Source organism: Bacillus sp. HY001 (genome assembly GCF_007558965.1).
GTDB classification, from domain to species: domain Bacteria; phylum Bacillota; class Bacilli; order Bacillales; family Bacillaceae_G; genus Bacillus_A; species Bacillus_A mobilis.
In genome coordinates, this window is sequence record NZ_VLTE01000056.1 from 42,316 (window position 1) to 58,204 (window position 15,889).

Annotated in this window: 20 protein-coding genes and 1 pseudogene; 6 read left to right on the plus strand and 15 right to left on the minus strand. The window is 31.3% G+C overall.

Features of this window, described 5'->3' with window-relative positions:
* The first annotated feature begins 95 nt into the window (after positions 1-95).
* Positions 96-987, plus strand: a pseudogene (locus FOT98_RS22960) (hypothetical protein).
* 163 nt (positions 988-1,150) lie between these two features.
* On the plus strand, positions 1,151-1,546 hold the full coding sequence (locus tag FOT98_RS22965) for a RidA family protein (protein ID WP_063263415.1): 396 nt from the start codon (positions 1,151-1,153) through the stop codon (positions 1,544-1,546).
* A gap of 721 nt (positions 1,547-2,267) precedes the next feature.
* Here the strand turns inward: FOT98_RS22965 and FOT98_RS22970 are convergent.
* The 6 genes from FOT98_RS22970 to FOT98_RS22995 form a co-directional block, all read right to left on the minus strand.
* On the minus strand, positions 2,268-3,083 hold the full coding sequence (locus FOT98_RS22970; RefSeq protein WP_063263416.1) for a YwqG family protein: 816 nt from the start codon (positions 3,081-3,083) through the stop codon (positions 2,268-2,270).
* Between the two features lie 78 nt (positions 3,084-3,161).
* Positions 3,162-3,569, minus strand: coding sequence for a DnaJ family domain-containing protein (locus tag FOT98_RS22975; protein ID WP_063263417.1), 408 nt, complete (start codon positions 3,567-3,569; stop codon positions 3,162-3,164).
* A gap of 22 nt (positions 3,570-3,591) precedes the next feature.
* On the minus strand, positions 3,592-4,788 hold the full coding sequence (locus FOT98_RS22980; protein ID WP_063263418.1) for an alpha/beta hydrolase: 1,197 nt from the start codon (positions 4,786-4,788) through the stop codon (positions 3,592-3,594).
* Positions 4,789-4,867: 79 nt separating this feature from the next.
* Positions 4,868-5,233, minus strand: a complete 366-nt coding sequence (locus FOT98_RS22985) for a hypothetical protein (protein WP_063263432.1) — start codon at positions 5,231-5,233, stop codon at positions 4,868-4,870.
* Between the two features lie 261 nt (positions 5,234-5,494).
* On the minus strand, positions 5,495-5,866 hold the full coding sequence (locus FOT98_RS22990; RefSeq protein ID WP_063263419.1) for a YxiJ-like family protein: 372 nt from the start codon (positions 5,864-5,866) through the stop codon (positions 5,495-5,497).
* Between the two features lie 12 nt (positions 5,867-5,878).
* Positions 5,879-6,730 (minus strand): patatin-like phospholipase family protein, encoded by an 852-nt coding sequence (locus tag FOT98_RS22995; RefSeq protein ID WP_063263420.1) that lies wholly within the window; start codon positions 6,728-6,730, stop codon positions 5,879-5,881.
* Positions 6,731-6,909: 179 nt separating this feature from the next.
* Between FOT98_RS22995 and FOT98_RS23000 the strand changes: the two genes are divergently transcribed.
* Positions 6,910-7,287 carry a PH domain-containing protein gene (locus FOT98_RS23000; protein WP_000522465.1) on the plus strand — a complete coding sequence of 126 codons (378 nt, stop codon included), beginning with the start codon at positions 6,910-6,912 and terminating at the stop codon, positions 7,285-7,287.
* 121 nt (positions 7,288-7,408) lie between these two features.
* Here the strand turns inward: FOT98_RS23000 and FOT98_RS23005 are convergent, their stop codons facing one another.
* The 5 genes from FOT98_RS23005 to FOT98_RS23025 all read right to left on the minus strand — a co-directional run bounded on the left by FOT98_RS23005 (position 7,409) and on the right by FOT98_RS23025 (position 11,186).
* On the minus strand, positions 7,409-7,882 hold the full coding sequence (locus FOT98_RS23005) for a GNAT family N-acetyltransferase (protein ID WP_061679036.1): 474 nt from the start codon (positions 7,880-7,882) through the stop codon (positions 7,409-7,411).
* Position 7,883: 1 nt separating this feature from the next.
* Positions 7,884-8,405, minus strand: a complete 522-nt coding sequence (locus tag FOT98_RS23010) for a YfiT family bacillithiol transferase (RefSeq protein ID WP_063263421.1) — start codon at positions 8,403-8,405, stop codon at positions 7,884-7,886.
* A gap of 16 nt (positions 8,406-8,421) precedes the next feature.
* Positions 8,422-8,949 carry a GNAT family N-acetyltransferase gene (locus FOT98_RS23015; RefSeq protein WP_063263422.1) on the minus strand — a complete coding sequence of 176 codons (528 nt, stop codon included), beginning with the start codon at positions 8,947-8,949 and terminating at the stop codon, positions 8,422-8,424.
* 63 nt (positions 8,950-9,012) lie between these two features.
* Positions 9,013-10,335, minus strand: a complete 1,323-nt coding sequence (locus tag FOT98_RS23020) for an FAD-dependent oxidoreductase (protein ID WP_063263423.1) — start codon at positions 10,333-10,335, stop codon at positions 9,013-9,015.
* 71 nt (positions 10,336-10,406) lie between these two features.
* The gene (locus tag FOT98_RS23025; protein ID WP_063263424.1) at positions 10,407-11,186 is read right to left on the minus strand and encodes an undecaprenyl-diphosphate phosphatase; all 780 of its coding nucleotides are present in this window, start codon (positions 11,184-11,186) and stop codon (positions 10,407-10,409) included.
* Between the two features lie 132 nt (positions 11,187-11,318).
* On the opposite strand from FOT98_RS23025, the gene FOT98_RS23030 reads away from it, so the two are divergent.
* Entirely contained in the window at positions 11,319-11,525 is a 207-nt protein-coding gene (locus tag FOT98_RS23030; RefSeq protein ID WP_063263425.1) for a hypothetical protein, read from the plus strand.
* A 50-nt stretch (positions 11,526-11,575) separates the two neighbouring features.
* On the opposite strand, the gene FOT98_RS23035 is transcribed toward FOT98_RS23030, so the two are convergent.
* From FOT98_RS23035 to FOT98_RS23050, 4 genes are all read right to left on the minus strand, one after another.
* Positions 11,576-11,956, minus strand: coding sequence for a nucleotide excision repair endonuclease (locus FOT98_RS23035; protein ID WP_061679041.1), 381 nt, complete (start codon positions 11,954-11,956; stop codon positions 11,576-11,578).
* 77 nt (positions 11,957-12,033) lie between these two features.
* Positions 12,034-12,597 carry a GNAT family N-acetyltransferase gene (locus FOT98_RS23040; protein ID WP_063263426.1) on the minus strand — a complete coding sequence of 188 codons (564 nt, stop codon included), beginning with the start codon at positions 12,595-12,597 and terminating at the stop codon, positions 12,034-12,036.
* Positions 12,598-12,624: 27 nt separating this feature from the next.
* Positions 12,625-13,197: a YybS family protein gene (locus FOT98_RS23045; RefSeq protein WP_063263427.1), complete on the minus strand. Its 573-nt coding sequence runs from the start codon at positions 13,195-13,197 to the stop codon at positions 12,625-12,627.
* Positions 13,198-13,271: 74 nt separating this feature from the next.
* Positions 13,272-14,702, minus strand: coding sequence for a PQQ-dependent sugar dehydrogenase (locus FOT98_RS23050; RefSeq protein WP_063263428.1), 1,431 nt, complete (start codon positions 14,700-14,702; stop codon positions 13,272-13,274).
* A 203-nt stretch (positions 14,703-14,905) separates the two neighbouring features.
* Here FOT98_RS23050 and FOT98_RS23055 point away from each other — a divergent pair, with 203 nt between their 5' ends.
* Together FOT98_RS23055 and FOT98_RS23060 are read left to right on the plus strand one after the other, a co-directional pair.
* Positions 14,906-15,163, plus strand: a complete 258-nt coding sequence (locus tag FOT98_RS23055; RefSeq protein WP_063263429.1) for a hypothetical protein — start codon at positions 14,906-14,908, stop codon at positions 15,161-15,163.
* A gap of 154 nt (positions 15,164-15,317) precedes the next feature.
* Positions 15,318-15,767, plus strand: coding sequence for an NUDIX hydrolase (locus tag FOT98_RS23060; protein ID WP_063263430.1), 450 nt, complete (start codon positions 15,318-15,320; stop codon positions 15,765-15,767).
* Positions 15,768-15,889 lie beyond the last annotated feature (122 nt).

The following is a 15,889-nucleotide window of genomic DNA, read 5'->3' on the forward strand; positions in this document are numbered from 1 at the left end:
AGTTGAAATTATTAAAGGATTCTTATTTTTATTTATGGAACATAGTAAATACACAGATTTTACAATTAATTTACTAAAAAAGGAGGGGCTTTATAATGTTCGCCAATTATATTTCAGAGAATATACTTCAAACATCTTATGAGTCAAAAATGATTTCGTCAGGTGACAATTATCCAACTTTAAAAATAAGTGGAACAAAGCTTCAATTCTTACTTGTAATGCTTCATCTTGGAATTGAGTCAAAGACAATAAAAACGAAACTAAATTGGACGAACGAAGAATTCGAAAAACATATATATGCATTAGAACTAGAAGGTTTGTTGAAACAGATAGGAGAGAGTTATTATCCAACATGTATGGTTATAACAGCAAATGAAGGAAAAGAGCTGTATAACCTATGTGAACCTCTAATTAAACCTACACTTAAAATCATTGAAAATTATTCAAATCAAATTGATGTTATTTCTAAAAGAATAGAGACGCTTAATCATTTATGTAAAGAATCTTATAGTCTTTTACTATATAGTGGAGTGTTATTAGATTTTGGACAAATAAATAACATTGAAGGAAACATTTGAAGAATATTTTCAAAACACTAATACTGATATTTATTATAAGAAAAAGCAATTAGTAAAAGGTTTCGTAGCAGCAGATAGACAAATAGATTTACATTTAAATATAGTTTATGAAAAATTAGGTTTATATCAAAATTCACAACCTGTTATCCCTGTATTTAAATCAACAGACTTATCTATACTTAACGAAATTGCGAACACAATCAGTAAAGATTTAGTCTTATTATTTAAAGAAAACGATACACCTTTAAAAGAATACTTTGTTAGCAGTAGATACTCACATGAAATAACTTATGAAGAGTATTTTATCTGGTGGTATCATTTTTTCTATACAAAAGTAACAGAAGAATTAAAAACAAAAGGTGTAATTAAAACTAATACTCAAAAAAATCAACCATACATAATCTATTAAATCTAATACAAACGTATTTTAACGAAATTTAAATAATAATGACTTATTTATATAATTTCACGTATGCAGCAGCTAAATATGCGAAGGATTATTAGTAAATAGATAATAATCTAAATTAAAATCTAATATAAAGAAAATAAGATTTTTAAAGGAGAGAAGGATCTTGCAAAAGAAATTTATCAATCCAGAAACAATGCCACCAACTTTCGGATACTCACATGTAGTCGAAATTAGTAACGCAAAACGAACAATTTACATATCTGGACAAGTAGCAATCAATACCGATGGGCAAATAGTTGGCGTTGGCAATTTAGCCATACAAACACGACAAGTATTCGAAAATATTAAAAGTGCATTAGAAACTTCGGAATTACAATTTAATGATGTAGTAAAATTAACATTTTTCTTAACAGATATTTCTCAAATGGCCATTGTTAGAGATATACGAGATCAATACATAAATACTAAAAATCCACCAGCAAGTTCAGCTGTAGAAGTTAGAAAGTTAATTAACGATAACTTATTAATTGAAATTGAAGCAATTGCTGTAGCAAACTAATTTTAAAAACTTATTCGTAATCATATCAATACAATTCGTTTAAAATGAATGCATTAAACGAATTGTATTTTTTATTGTCTTACATATCATTTATATCTAGAGACATTATCAGTAACAACTTATTAAACTACAACAATTACATAATCAATCATACAGAATGAATCCCGTGAAAAGGGGAACCTAACAAGAATAAACTAACATATAATAAGTTTATTATTTTTTTACAGTTAACATAATATATATTATAGGCAGTTATAGAAACAAAGTGATATCAGGTATCAAAAACCAAGTAAACTATACTTAATGAGACGAAACAGAGATTTTTAGTGAGATTCACATAAAATCTTATCTAAACGAATTTCTACAGTTTTTATCGTTTTTTTGTTATAAATCCATCACAGCAAATCTTAATCAATAATCGTTTAAGGTTTAACGATACAAAAATATTTTTGATCGGCAAGAAATTTTTATACAGAAAAATTATTTCTATACAAAATATAAATTATTAAATTCATTTTATGTTTTACTTAATGAATTTATTGCTATTTACACACATTTGATAACGTTACTTTATTTGTAGTTATTTATGTTTTTTACGCTTGACTTTCATTACATACATTGTTCTTTATTCTAGTTAACATAACGTTTATTTTTAACATAAAAAAATCTCCCTTACCTTCAGGAAGATTTTTTAACTTGCTAGTATTTCATTTCTATATTTTTAATAACAATCCCAATTGTAAATAACATTGGAAAAATCTAGATTTAATAAATCGTCTTTATTTATAAAGAAATTAGCAACACCAGAATCTCCCCACATAATATTTAATGAATCGTCTGTATCGATTTGTAGCAATAATACATCATGTTGCTGGTATTTTTCTTCCCATTCTCTCGGATCTGTCTGTGTGAAAAATGGATAACCACCAATTTTATGCCCTTGATCTTTACATAAATCATCATACAGTTCGCCTAATTCTGTATTATTTTCTTCATCAACAATTTCTTCCCAATCAATTTCCTCACTAAACATCTTTTCAAATCGATAATCCCTTGGTGTTACTGGTTGATAACCTAATTCGAAATTTAATTTTGCTGCTTCGGGTATGATAAAGTCCTCTAATTCTAATGTGTTTAAATAACTAAAATCAGTAATAACATTATTTAAATCTTCTATAATTGTAGAATGATAAATAATTCGAAAGTCTTTTTGGGTTGTTGGATGGTCAAAATCTGCTCCGTAAAGCTCATCATCAGCACTTACGAAAAATTGTAACATTCCCTTTTGAGGCATATATTCAACATGTGGCATTTCTTCAAAGTTTAGCTGCGCAAGTAACATCATAGGTTGTCCATTTGAATCTTTAGGATGCTCTTGATCTATAGGTAAATACGGATAACCACCAAACTTACTCTCAAAAAGCGTTGTCTCTGCTAATGTTCCAGACACTTTAATATACGGTTTCACACTTTCTTCTAAAATACTACGATACTGCTCTAGTTCTTTTGGAATTTGAAGTTGATACGTATTCTTCATCACATTTGCCTCCCTTTAATAATGAATTAAAAATGCCTTGCTTAATTATATAGCAAGAGATAGTTTCATTGAAAATTGTTAAAAGTCCGTTTTCACCCTTGTTTTTTGCGCACTTGGTGGACAAAGTAGATTATGTTCTAATACCTTTTTATTAATAGTTCGAATGAAATCCGCTGCTTCTGCAGTATTTGTATTTTCTTTTAGCCTTTCTTTTAAATCATCAATTTCCTTTGAAAGCTCAATCCACTTAGGTAAAACACGATTATTCTTTAACGTTCTATACAGTTGCTTTTCAGGATTGTACGAAAGGTCTTTATCTAGATTTAGAGGCTTCCCTTTACCAGGCATATTATCAAAAGACCCTTTCTTTTCTGCTTCTTTAACGATAGAACTAATATGATCCTCATACGTAAAGGACCAAACTTTCTCATCTTTTACTAAAATCTCTTGTTTTTTTAGTTTTTTATCTAGTTCTTCTTGATTCATAGATTCTCTCTCCTTTTTATTTTTATAGTGTGTTTTTTGTAAGTTTTAAAGCTTTCAACCCGTCAAATAACTTTTCTCGCCACCAAATGCCGTCATGACCGCCTTGGAACTCTTCATAAGTAATTTGGTATCTGTTTTCTTTTAAAGCTTTATATAGGCGTCTATTAGCTGTTAAAAGAGGTTCGTTTTCAATCTCTCCGGCTGCAATATAAAAATTTGGTTGAGTTCTATTAGAATGTATAGATGAAATTTGATTTTCAATCCAAGGAATTTTATTTTCATAACTATCTTTTTTCCAATGAACGGATCCAGACATTGACAAAACGTTCCCAAAAATTTGTGGATTTTGAAGCGCTGCATAACAAGCTGCTAAGCCACCAAGACTGAAACCGGCAATTGTTGTATGTTTCGCTTCTTGATGCACACGATACTTCGCCTGAATCCATGGAAGTAATTCCTCTGTTAAAAATGCATTCATTTTATCGTTATAAGTTAGCTCTTCTAGCCGATCAACAGGATCTATTGCAACAGCAATACAAGATGGGATTTCTTTTTCGTGAATTAAATAATTGAGTGTTCTTGCGATTGAAAGGTCATTAATGAATGAATTCCCATCAAATACAATGAGAAGTTCTTGAAGATGTGAAGTGTGAGAATAATCATGAGGCGTATAAATATGAATTTTACGTGTGTTATTTAAAATCGTACTATGAAAAGAATATGTTTCAATTTTACCAGATGGATAATGGTTTGAAGGAAAACGACTGCTATACTGCACTTCCATGCCTATGTTTAACACAGACGCTTTATGGGCACCTTCGCCAAATGTATTTCTATTAAATTGGTCTAGTTCGTACTGTTCACTACGCTTTATCCAATCATTTTCGAAAACATCGTTTACTGAAAAATAGTACGTTGAAATAAAACTCTTATCCGTCCTAAACGTCGCATACCAAATATCTGTCTGTAACAATCGTTTTAATTGATTTACAGACAGATCCCAACCAGGAAAACTGCCGAATACATAAACGTTTTCAGTTTTTCGATCCCCTAACCAAATATACGTTATATGCCTATACTTACTATCTAGAGGACATTGTTCTATTAGTGGCGTATGATTCGACTTTATTTCATGCAAAAAAGTATAAAAAGCTTTCTCGTTTCCATTCTTTAATTGATTATTAAGCTCCTCTAACTTAGGACTAATTATTAAAGTCACCCATCTTCCTCCTTTGTATTTCTTTTCACTAGATTGCTTTTATAAAATTTAGGATTAGGATGTTATGTATTTAGATGAGTTATTTATTAGAAAGTTTATCAATTGCTTGAATAGAAAGTTCCAATGCTTTTATCCGTCTTGTTAAAAGTGTTCTTTGAGGACTTCCAGTTTTAGACTTATCATAGGCACTCTCTATTGATGGAAGTAAACCAGCAAGGACATTACGAGCTTCTTCTAACTCTTCTTGACTATACTGGTGACTTTCTTGATTCCAAACGTTTTCTAGTACTGCTAACCCTACACAAACGGCTTTAAGTCGTTTTTTTACTAATGTAGTATTGGCACCTTTTTCAGTCATCTGTAATAGTGCGTTTTCAAGTTTACGAATTGTTGATAGTAAAGATTTTATTGATTCCAATTTATCTATATTTGATACGATATCCATTTTAATGTTGTCCCTTCTAGTTTTGTTATTGATAAAATAAGCACTTAATTTTACTCGAAATATTTTAACATAAATAACAAACTTTATTTGAGTTGGACAATGCATTAACGGAAAACAATCGTTAAATGTCTCTCTCCTCCCTTACATCATTCTATAAGTACTTCTTTCTGCACATTAAAATCCCTATATAAACAAGTTATAAATATTGTCTTTTTTATGAACAAAAAACACACAAGCAGCATAACTTGTACGTTTTGATTTTTATTCAGTAAGATAATATAGTAATAGTCTTCGGGTCTTCTCATAATTCATGAAATCTCTATACAAAACGGGATACTTTACAATTTCTGATTCTATAGAACGATATTGTGGAAACCATTCAAAAAACGATTTCCTTAGCCACTTTATTTGCTGATACGTAATGTTCTGTTCGTCTCCATTTAGTACAGAACTTAAAGTGCCTGCTGTATGCATCCAATAATGATTAAAATCAGCATTTATATAGTCATCTTCGGTAAATTTACTTTTTAAATCTCGCTGCAATTTTCCTATAGCACGATACGGAAACGGTTTATGCAATGCACTATGCATTTTCTGTAATTCATTAAAAATAATCTTTTTACCTAATAGCAACTTTCCACCCCTTTATTTCTCTATCCAGCTTAATAATTTTTCATAATGATATTGAGCATCTGTATAGCCGAGATTATATAAATTAACGAGTTTTTCTTTATTTCTTTCTATTCCGCTTATAGGAAGCTGTACGCTAGGCTGAATGACATAAAAGTTGTCTTTTTGTTCTTTATGATTCATATAAGATATCGTCCCATTATAAAAACGATAATGTTCTACTAAAGATTCTGCGATATTCGGGTATTTTCTATATAACATTTTAGCCAGACCTGAAAATTTGTTACGCTGCTTCTCATATCCTTCTGGCTTCGTCATAATCACAACGTTCTTTTGAAAACCATCAGTTTGCGCTTTTAGAACCGGTATAGGATCAATAATCCCTCCATCTAGTAATTTTCGATTATCATAATCTACAGCAGGTGCTATAAACGGGACAGAGCTTGATGCACGAATGATTTTTAAAATATCATTTCCATGTTCTGTTTTATTGTAATAAACTGCTTTTCCTGAATCACAATCAGTCGTTCCTATGACAAACTGTTCACTTGAGTTTAAGAAAGTTTGAAAATCAAATGGAACAATATGATTAGGCACCTCATCAAATAAAAAGTCCATTCCGAATAATTCACGTTTTCGAATCAAATTTCGATAAGATATATATCGGTGATCTGATACTAGCTCTGTATTTACTTTTTTATTTCTTCCTTGTTGGCGTGATAAATAAGTGGCTCCCATACAGGCTCCAGCGGATACGCCGACTACATAAGGAAAGTATAAGTTCTTTTCCATAAAATATTCGAGTACTCCCGCAGTATATAACCCTTTCATTCCTCCGCCCTCTAATACTAAACCGATATTTTTCATACTATATCCCTCTGCTTCTTTTTTCTTACTTACATGTTAGCACAAGATTTTAAGATGAGGTTATATAAATTGCTTGCAACTATAACCAGAAACTACTAAAGCAATGACATAATTTCTTAGTAAATAACATGGTACAATATAAGTAACACTATCCATAAATAATGGAGGAGGAATTTTATATGGGTTTATTTAGCGGTATTTTAGGAAATGCATCAAATGCGAGTACAGAAAGTGTAGAACGTGATTTAGAAAAGATTATGCTAGACGATGAGAAAGTTGAGCATGCTTATAAATTAATTCGTGATTTAATCGTATTTACAAACCGTCGTCTTATTTTAGTAGATAAACAAGGGATATCTGGTAAAAAAACAGAGTATCATTCAATTCCTTATAAAAGCATTACACAATTTAGCATTGAAACAGCTGGGCATTTCGATTTAGATGCTGAGCTGAAAATTTGGGTATCTAGTTTGAGTACGCCAATTACGAAAGAATTTAAAGGTGACGATAGTGTTTTAAGCATTCAAAAAGCGTTAGTAACATATACGACAAAATAACGTCTTTTTGTATGTTTATTCACATCTGAAATTACTAACCCGAGTATTTTGGAAGAATATGCATTTAATTTGTATATTTAATCTTAAATAACATAAAAAGGTAAAGCGTATTTTAAATGCTTTACCTTTCTTTTTTGTAATAAATAAGTGTAGTTTTATCATTTAATTTCTTTATTATTTCCGTTCTTTTATACCCCATCTTTTCGTATAGAAAACAATTTCTTTCTTCTTCTAAAATCGTAGCAAGTTCAAAACTCCGTACTTCTGGAAACATCTTTTCAATTAGAATAAGTACCTTCTGAGCGATTCCTTTCCCTTGATAGTTTGGATGAATGAACATTGGACTAATCCAAAATTTATATGGTATTTCTTTTTGAGATATACATATGGCTCCAACAAGGTTTGAATCTAATATCATCTTATAATAGTTACTGTTAGGATTATTTATCCTTAAAATAGTTTTTTCAATAGATTCATTTGCTGGATTTGTATTATAGTCTTTATATTTATTTAATAAAGGGTTAAATGAGTCTTTTTGCATTTGAAATAAAACTGCTGCATCATTTTCTATCGCCTTCTTTAAACTAATCTCCATGTTACCAATTTAGTCGTTTTCTTAATGAAGTTATATGAGCAGTATGATGACGTCCGTGCCATGCATATAGTCCAATTGCAGCAGCAAGTTTTGTTTCACCGGTATCTGGATGGTTAAATGTCTTTTCTAAATCTTCCAGTTCTAGAGAATATAAAAGGTTAACCCATCTTTTATGTAATGAATCTAACATTACTAGTGAAACATCTACTGGTAATTTAGAATCAGGTAGTTCTGCCCACTTCTCTTCTTTATATGGTTTAATCGTTGGATTCTTTTCTGTTAGTGCTAATTTAAAACGTATGTAGCTGTTCATATGGCTATCAACAACGTGATGTACAACTTGACGTACTGTCCATCCACCAACTCGATACGGTGTGTCTAACTGCTTCTGATCTAAATCTTTGATTGCCTTTGTTATTTCATCAGGTAAATCTTCAATTTCTTGAATCCATGTATCAATCATTTCTTCAGTTATAGGACGTTTGTAAGTAAATTGGCCAATTGGATAACGTAAATCATTCATGAATAAGTCCCCCTTATTATAAGCGCGAAGTATTTCTCCATATATAATGTACAAACTTCACAAGTTCCCCGTTTAATTCTACAGAATTTGTATCTGCTTCGTTTTGATAAGAATAAAATCCGCTTTTTTCTAGTACAATTTGTGATGCGAGATTATTAGTAGTTGTTTTAGCATGAACTTCATTAATTTCATTATTTTTTGCTACGTTTAACACTAATTGTACAGCTGCTGTTGCAACTCCTTTTTTAGTAAACTTTTCTCCGACTCGATAACCTAACGAACTGCTTCGATTTTCCGCATCTATATTTACTAAATTTATTCGTCCTACAATTTCTTTTTCTTCATTACGAATTAAATAGAAATAAGAATCTCCATCCGCTTGTTCTATTAATAAATCATCTAGTAGTTTTTGAAAATATTCAAAATCAAAATATTGCGAGCCACGATTTGGTACCATTGTTTCAAAAAAAGATTTATTCGTAAGTTCAAACGTAAATAAATCTTTCGCATCGTGTTTCTTTAATTGTTCTATGTATATTTTCATCTCACTTACTCCTTCTATATCTACTAACTGTTATATATTCTTTTTTAATCAACTATTTTCCTTCTATTTCTTTCGCTTCAGTAACACAGCAAGTAGCACTTTCGGATGAAATAGGTGCAATGGACTACGCATTAAATTCATTACTCTTACCAATCGAATATAAACGTCAGAATCAGTTGCAGATAGTTGATATATTTGTTTCGTATACCATTGCTGAAATTTTTGCTTTATCGATAATTCTCTTTTTAGCTGAGGATGACGTGATATTTCCGTTGTAGTCATTTCCCAAGGAGTTTGTATGATATGAACGGTCCTTTTATAAAACTGCTGAGTAAATGCTTTATCAAGTATTTGTCTTCTTTGCAAAAGTAACTGTAATTGGTGAGCCTCCATAGCAGCAACTGAAACACCTTGCCCAAATACAGGATCAAAACGACAATGTGCATCCCCAACTACTAACAGTCTTTCAGGTAGATCATTCACTAAATCAAATCGCCGACGTACTTGATAAGGAATTTTGTACGTTTTGATATCTGAAATGGCTTCTGCTTTATTTAAAAAATCTGTAACATTAGAGATTGATAGGTTTTCAGCGAAATTATAAAAATCTTCATCAGTTTGTGGTGCTTTCTCATTTGCGTACCCACTGAAAGTAACAAAATAACGATGATCCTCGATTGTTTGAATAAGAACACCATGCGAATTGTCAGGGAAACTTGGAGACATTAGCATATTACAACAGTCAAATTTCTCATTTTCTTTGAGTTTAAACAGTCTAGTTGCGTAAAATAAATCAATACGCACTTTCTCTTCTTGCACTTCGATATTGTGTTCGCCTAACCAAGCTATACTTTTTGAACCAAATCCACTCGCATCAACGACAATATCTGCTTGGATTTCTTCCTGCGAGCTAGTTTCTAAACATTTAGCTTTTACTCCACATACTTTGTTGAGATTTCTATCTACTAATAACCCTTCAACCGATGTTCTATATTTAGTCGTAACATTGGAAATACCATCAATTCGTTTTTGGATATGCCATTCAAGCAAAAACCTACTTTGTTGGATCATATGTACTTTTCCTATGAATTGCTGTTTCCATAAACCAAATTGGTGCCATTTTATATCACGAGTAAAATTATTTACGATACTACCGGCTTCAATTAGTTCATTAGTGATAGCAGGAAACAATTCCTCAATTGCTTTTTCTCCACCCTTTAATAACACATGGGGATGACTACTTTGCGGAACTCTTTTTCTCGAAGCTTTTCCATCCCATCTTTCACCAGCTTCTATAATGATTACTTCTTTAAAAGTAGTTGATAATGCTTTTGCTGCGAGTTTCCCTGCGATACTTCCGCCAATCACAATAGCCTTATTAAACATATTTTCCTCCTTAATGAAAAAAGATCCTGCCTTGTATGAATGAAACAGGATCTAAACGAATAGTTAATACATTAAAACACGTTAGTATATTGCAACGTTAAAATTAAAATACCTAATCCCCATACGTAGTACGCGAATACTTTTAAAGAGTGACGTTTTAAGTATTGAATCATCCATGAAACAGCTATGTAACCGAAAAATGCTGCGGATAACGTTCCGACGATTAAAGATGTACTGGAAATAGATTCTGCTTTCCCTTGATAAACATCTGCTAATTGCAAAATGATAGCTCCGACAATGGCTGGAGTTGATAACAAGAAAGAAAAGTAAGCAGCAGTTTCACGGTCTAACTTCCTCCATAATGCAGCGACGATTGTCATTCCAGAACGAGAAATTGCCGGAAAAATAGCAGCTGCTTGAAAAGAACCGATAATTAATGCATCTTTATATGTAATGTCATTCATTTTTTTACGACCATTTTTTTGTTTATCGGCCATATATAGAAATAAACCTGTCACTAAAAACTCCCAACCAATCGTAATACCTGTTTTAGAAATATCCTCAAAGAAGTCTTTAAATAACAATCCAATTACAACTGCGGGTATCGTTCCGACAATAAGTAATAGCATTAGTTTTGAAAATGGATTTTTAATTAAATATATAAATTCTTTTTTATAATAAATAAACACCGCAAGCAAAGTCCCAATATGCAGCATCGTATCTAAAAACAATCCGGCTTCATCTAATTGAAACAAATGTCTTCCTAAATAAAGATGACCTGTACTACTTATCGGTAAAAATTCTGTTAAACCTTGTATGATCCCTAATATAAAAGCTTCTAACCAATTCATGATAGTCCCCTTTCTCGTTTGCTTGTACCAATATATGAAGGTTAAATTTTCGATATGAAAAAAACTATATTTCTCTATGAATTTACTTTCATTTTATGGATATATATGTAAAAAGAGGTCGGGAGGGTTACTATGTGGCAACATACGAAATTCGGCAATGTATTACTTTGGATAGGGCCAATCTTTGTGTTTGTAGGGTTATGTATGACAAATGTTATTTCAGATATTCCTTTTTTTGAAGGGAAACATAAAACGCTTGGAATTATAATTTTATTTATAGGGCTTTTCTGTTTAATTGCAGCTAATCATTTTAAAAAAGGAGAAAGAAATGAAGAATGAAACAATAAAAAAACAATCCTAGTATATGTGCTAGGATTGTTTTTTGTTACTTATTTATAGAACACTTTATCAACGTTATATTTTGCTTTATATTCATTAATAATGTATGTTTCGTAAATTTCTCTTTCTGTTGGATCTTCTACGATACATGCATCAATGCGGTATACTTCATCACGGTGATTTTTAATTGGTGAAACATTGTCTTCAAAATGCTTCTTAATACGTTGTCTAATTTTACGGGCTTTACCTACGAAAAGAAGTTCGTCATTAATATTGTAAAACATAAAAATGCCGCCTTTATCTCTAGGGAACAAGTGGAAATCGATAAAACCATTAATTGGAGTGATTATTGGCTCGTCTCCTTTAAAAACTTGTTTACGTTCAGTAATTGAAACGTTAGCTTCAGGAATATTAATTTTAATCAAGTTCATTCACGTCCTCTTTTATTATAAAGATAAATAATAGCATACATATGTAAGAAAAGCTACGTTCAGAGGCATATTTCATTTTATAATTCAAATATTATAGGAGCATCATGTAAACTCTTCTTCCAAATCATATGATCACTTGATTCTCCCCAATAATCCTTCAGTACATAACTAGGCTCTCCAAACTTCTTTGTCCATATACTTTGCGCTTTTTTGTATCCACTATCTAAACAGTATTCTGTTATTCCTCTGCTAAGTAATGTAATATACATTGCATTTAGTAATACATTGCCTATGCCCTTTCGTTGATATTCAGGTAGTACAAATACTGTTCCTATTTCATATAAATCTTTAAGAACACCGCCTGTACAACTATGAATCAATGTACTTGCTGGACCGATTTCAATTGTTCCTATGATTTTATCGTTACTTGTATCAATTGCTAATAAAAAGTAACGACTTTCTCCGTTACTCTCCAAATCATTTTTCAAATACTGCTTTTTCGTATGTATTTCATTTTCTATGTCATCCAATAATTTTGATAACCCTTCATTTTTAAATGTATGTGTAATAACAAGACGAAAAAACAAATTAAGTTCATCTAAATCATCCGAATTTGGCCTTCTTATTTCAACGTTATACACGACTTAAATCTCCAATCTTTGAAAATGTTAAGACAATACTTTATATACTCTATTCAACATTATTCTACAAAGGCCTGCATAGATCCAACAATATAGAAAGCTCAGTATAAATATCGATAATATAATTTTTATATCCATAGTTGTATGAACAGTAGGACCTAATACAGGAAATCGAAAGACATCAAGAACGACCATAATTCCTATAAGTAAACATATCGCTGAAAAGGAAACCACCAAAATCCTCCTCTTGAATTGTATAAAGGATACTCCTAACGCTATACCTAATAAGCCTGTAGTAAAAGGGAAGACAATTAATTCACTTGGCTCGATAATAAATAATAGGAGAATAGTAAGAATATAAGAAAGTATTCCCTCGCGAATAGAATAACAAATAGCTAAAAAAATCGGTAACGTAGCAAAAGGGCTAATAAATAAGCCAATACCAGGGATTAAGTTCCCCGCCGATTGAAAAATAGCAGCAAGTGAACCAAGTAACGCTGTAATGACTAACCTTTTTGCTGGTGTCATCTTTCTTTTGTGAACAAAATTGGTATCATGCGCGATCATCGGTTGATACCAATAGTTTCTAAAGTGATTCATCAAAATCCCCCTAAAGATATATAATTTATCACTTTCTATTTTTATTCATGCACTTCATGAAAGTTTTTATCATATCAAAGAACGACTTCAAAAATAGTACCTTTGTTAAAATCAGTTACTTTCATAGAACCGTAAACTCCTAAATATAATCTAGTTTGATCTAAGTTTGTTCCTAAACTCATAAAATAAGCTGCTTGCTCACCAAAATCATAATTAGTTTCAATAACTTGAAAATCATTACGTGTCCCGTCTATACTAGCTCTAGAATAAGCTAACGCACCCTTTACTGGAGACTGAGATTTTTCTTTCTTAGCAAGATCAGTAAACACGATACTACCCGTTAAATTAGGTATTGCAGTTCCCATATATGGCTGGACTCCTGTAAGTGAAGTTCCTCCAAATTTATCTGGTCTAGAATCTTTATGAAAATAACTGATTAAAGGTTGGATACGCTTTGCGGATGTTCCTATTGTTTCATTATAATAAGCCATTGTTCTCTCATCTAAAGCAGGATTCTCAGAACAGTGCCTTATAAAAGAAGTAGGTAATTCTCCTTCCCACCCTCTCCAACCAAAATTAATAAATCCATATTGATCGGGAGTATCTCTCATTAAATAGCTTTGAACAAGTTCAGTAACTGGTATTGGTTTATATTGAACAAAAGAAAAAATAGACTCTACAATATCCTGTCCGACATTTCCGGCATATTTGATATATTGATTATAAAACCTTTGAAATGAAATACCTGTTATATTTCGAACGCCTTTTGCAATTACCGTAAGTGTTTCTTGTATAGATAAAGGAAGTTCATTAAAGCGTGTAACTACTGGAGGATTGTTTATGGACGTATTTTTACTTACATCGATTTCAATTATTTTCCCCGCTATTTCTAAATCATCCTGACTTAAATTAAATGGATCATAGCCTGAACCGCCATCTCCATTTGTAAAAATCAGTTTTCCAGTCTCAGGTGAAAAGTTTAAGCTATTTACTCCATTATGATTAAAAAATGGCCGTTTTATATTCAGTAATGTTCGTCGCTTTTGAGGTTGACCGTTTGATTGTAAAATCCATTCTTCAATTGTATCAATATGATCATATTGAGTATCTCTATTTATCCACTTTAAGTTTAAAGTTTTCGGGTCACACGGATTCGGTTTAAATTGTTCTGAAAGTGCACCTGGTCCTTGAGTCCCAACCATTGAATAATGAAGATAAAATAAACCATTATGATTAAATTGCGGATGAAACGCTAATCCCAGCAATCCACGTTCATCATAACCGCTACTTGCAACACCTTCTTCAAATGTGCCTAATTTAATAATTCGGTGACGAATATTTAAAAATGTCTTTATAGCTCCGTCTCCTATGTAAAAAACCTCCCCTAATTGAGTTGCGATAAATAGCCTTTCGGTCGATTCACCTGGAAGTATAGCTGTTTTTATTACAGTTGGTAAATTTAAGTTATGAACGATGGGCTGTAAACGAACCTTAACTTTTGTCAATTAACTGTACACCTCTTTTTATTCTTTTTAATAGAAGAATATGATTAGAGTGGTTCAATTAGTATCAAAACTATAGACGTGAAAGCGTGATATCCCTGTTCGTACAAGTCTGTTTTCTATTTAGCATCAATTAACTTACATTCCTTTTTATTGCATTTTTTTGATATAATGTAAGTATAAAATATAAATTAGGGGGATAATCCATGGGAATCTTACTACAAATCATCGTACCACTTATATGTGCAATATACTTATTTACCCTCTATCGTAATAGTACAATTGGAAAAGCCGCTTTTCTCTTAGCAGTCATTATTGGGATTTTTGGTTTAGAGAATATCTTTCAATATGCTAGTTTAACAAACCATACTATTTATCCATATTGGGGTGGTTTGAAGGCTGTAATCTTTGTTTTATCAGTTGTGTTTTTATTCAAAAGAACACCCACTTCATATAACAATTAACTATAAGGGGTATCGATAGCAGTTCGGAGAATAACCACGCTAATTAAATTTTGATAGGTAAAAAGCAGTTTTTGCCCAGTTATGATTAAACATGTTTATGAACAATTAATTATTCATATTTATTTAAAGATTATTTTGTGGAGGCAGTTATATAATGAGAGCACCATATCAAGTATTGATATTTCCTTATATAATAACTGATGATTCTATTCAATATGCTATTTTTAACCGAAGTGATTATGGTTATTGGCAAGGAATTGCTGGTGGTGGAGAAGATGGTGAGACTCCTATTGAATCAGCAAAACGAGAATCATTTGAAGAGGCTGGTATTTTAAGAGAATATCCCTATATTAAATTAGATTCTGTGTCTTCACTACCTGTAGAGGATGTAGTTGGAGAATTTCTTTGGGGAGAAGATATTTATGTAATAAAAGAATTTTCTTTTGGAGTTAAAGTTCCTACAAAAAATATTTCATTATCAAAAGAACACCTCAATTATAAATGGTTATGCTTTGAGGAAGCAGTAACGCTTTTGAAATGGGATAGTAACAAAACAGCATTGTGGGAATTAAACAAGAGGCTATTAAAACAATTAAAGTATTAGCTATAAATAAAAAAGATTAGGAGCATTAATCTGTACCCTTTGTAAAGGACATTTTGAAAAAAGTTAGGCAACATCAAGAAGATGATTTCTGTATCCAACAGGAGTCATCTTTTTTAAATTCC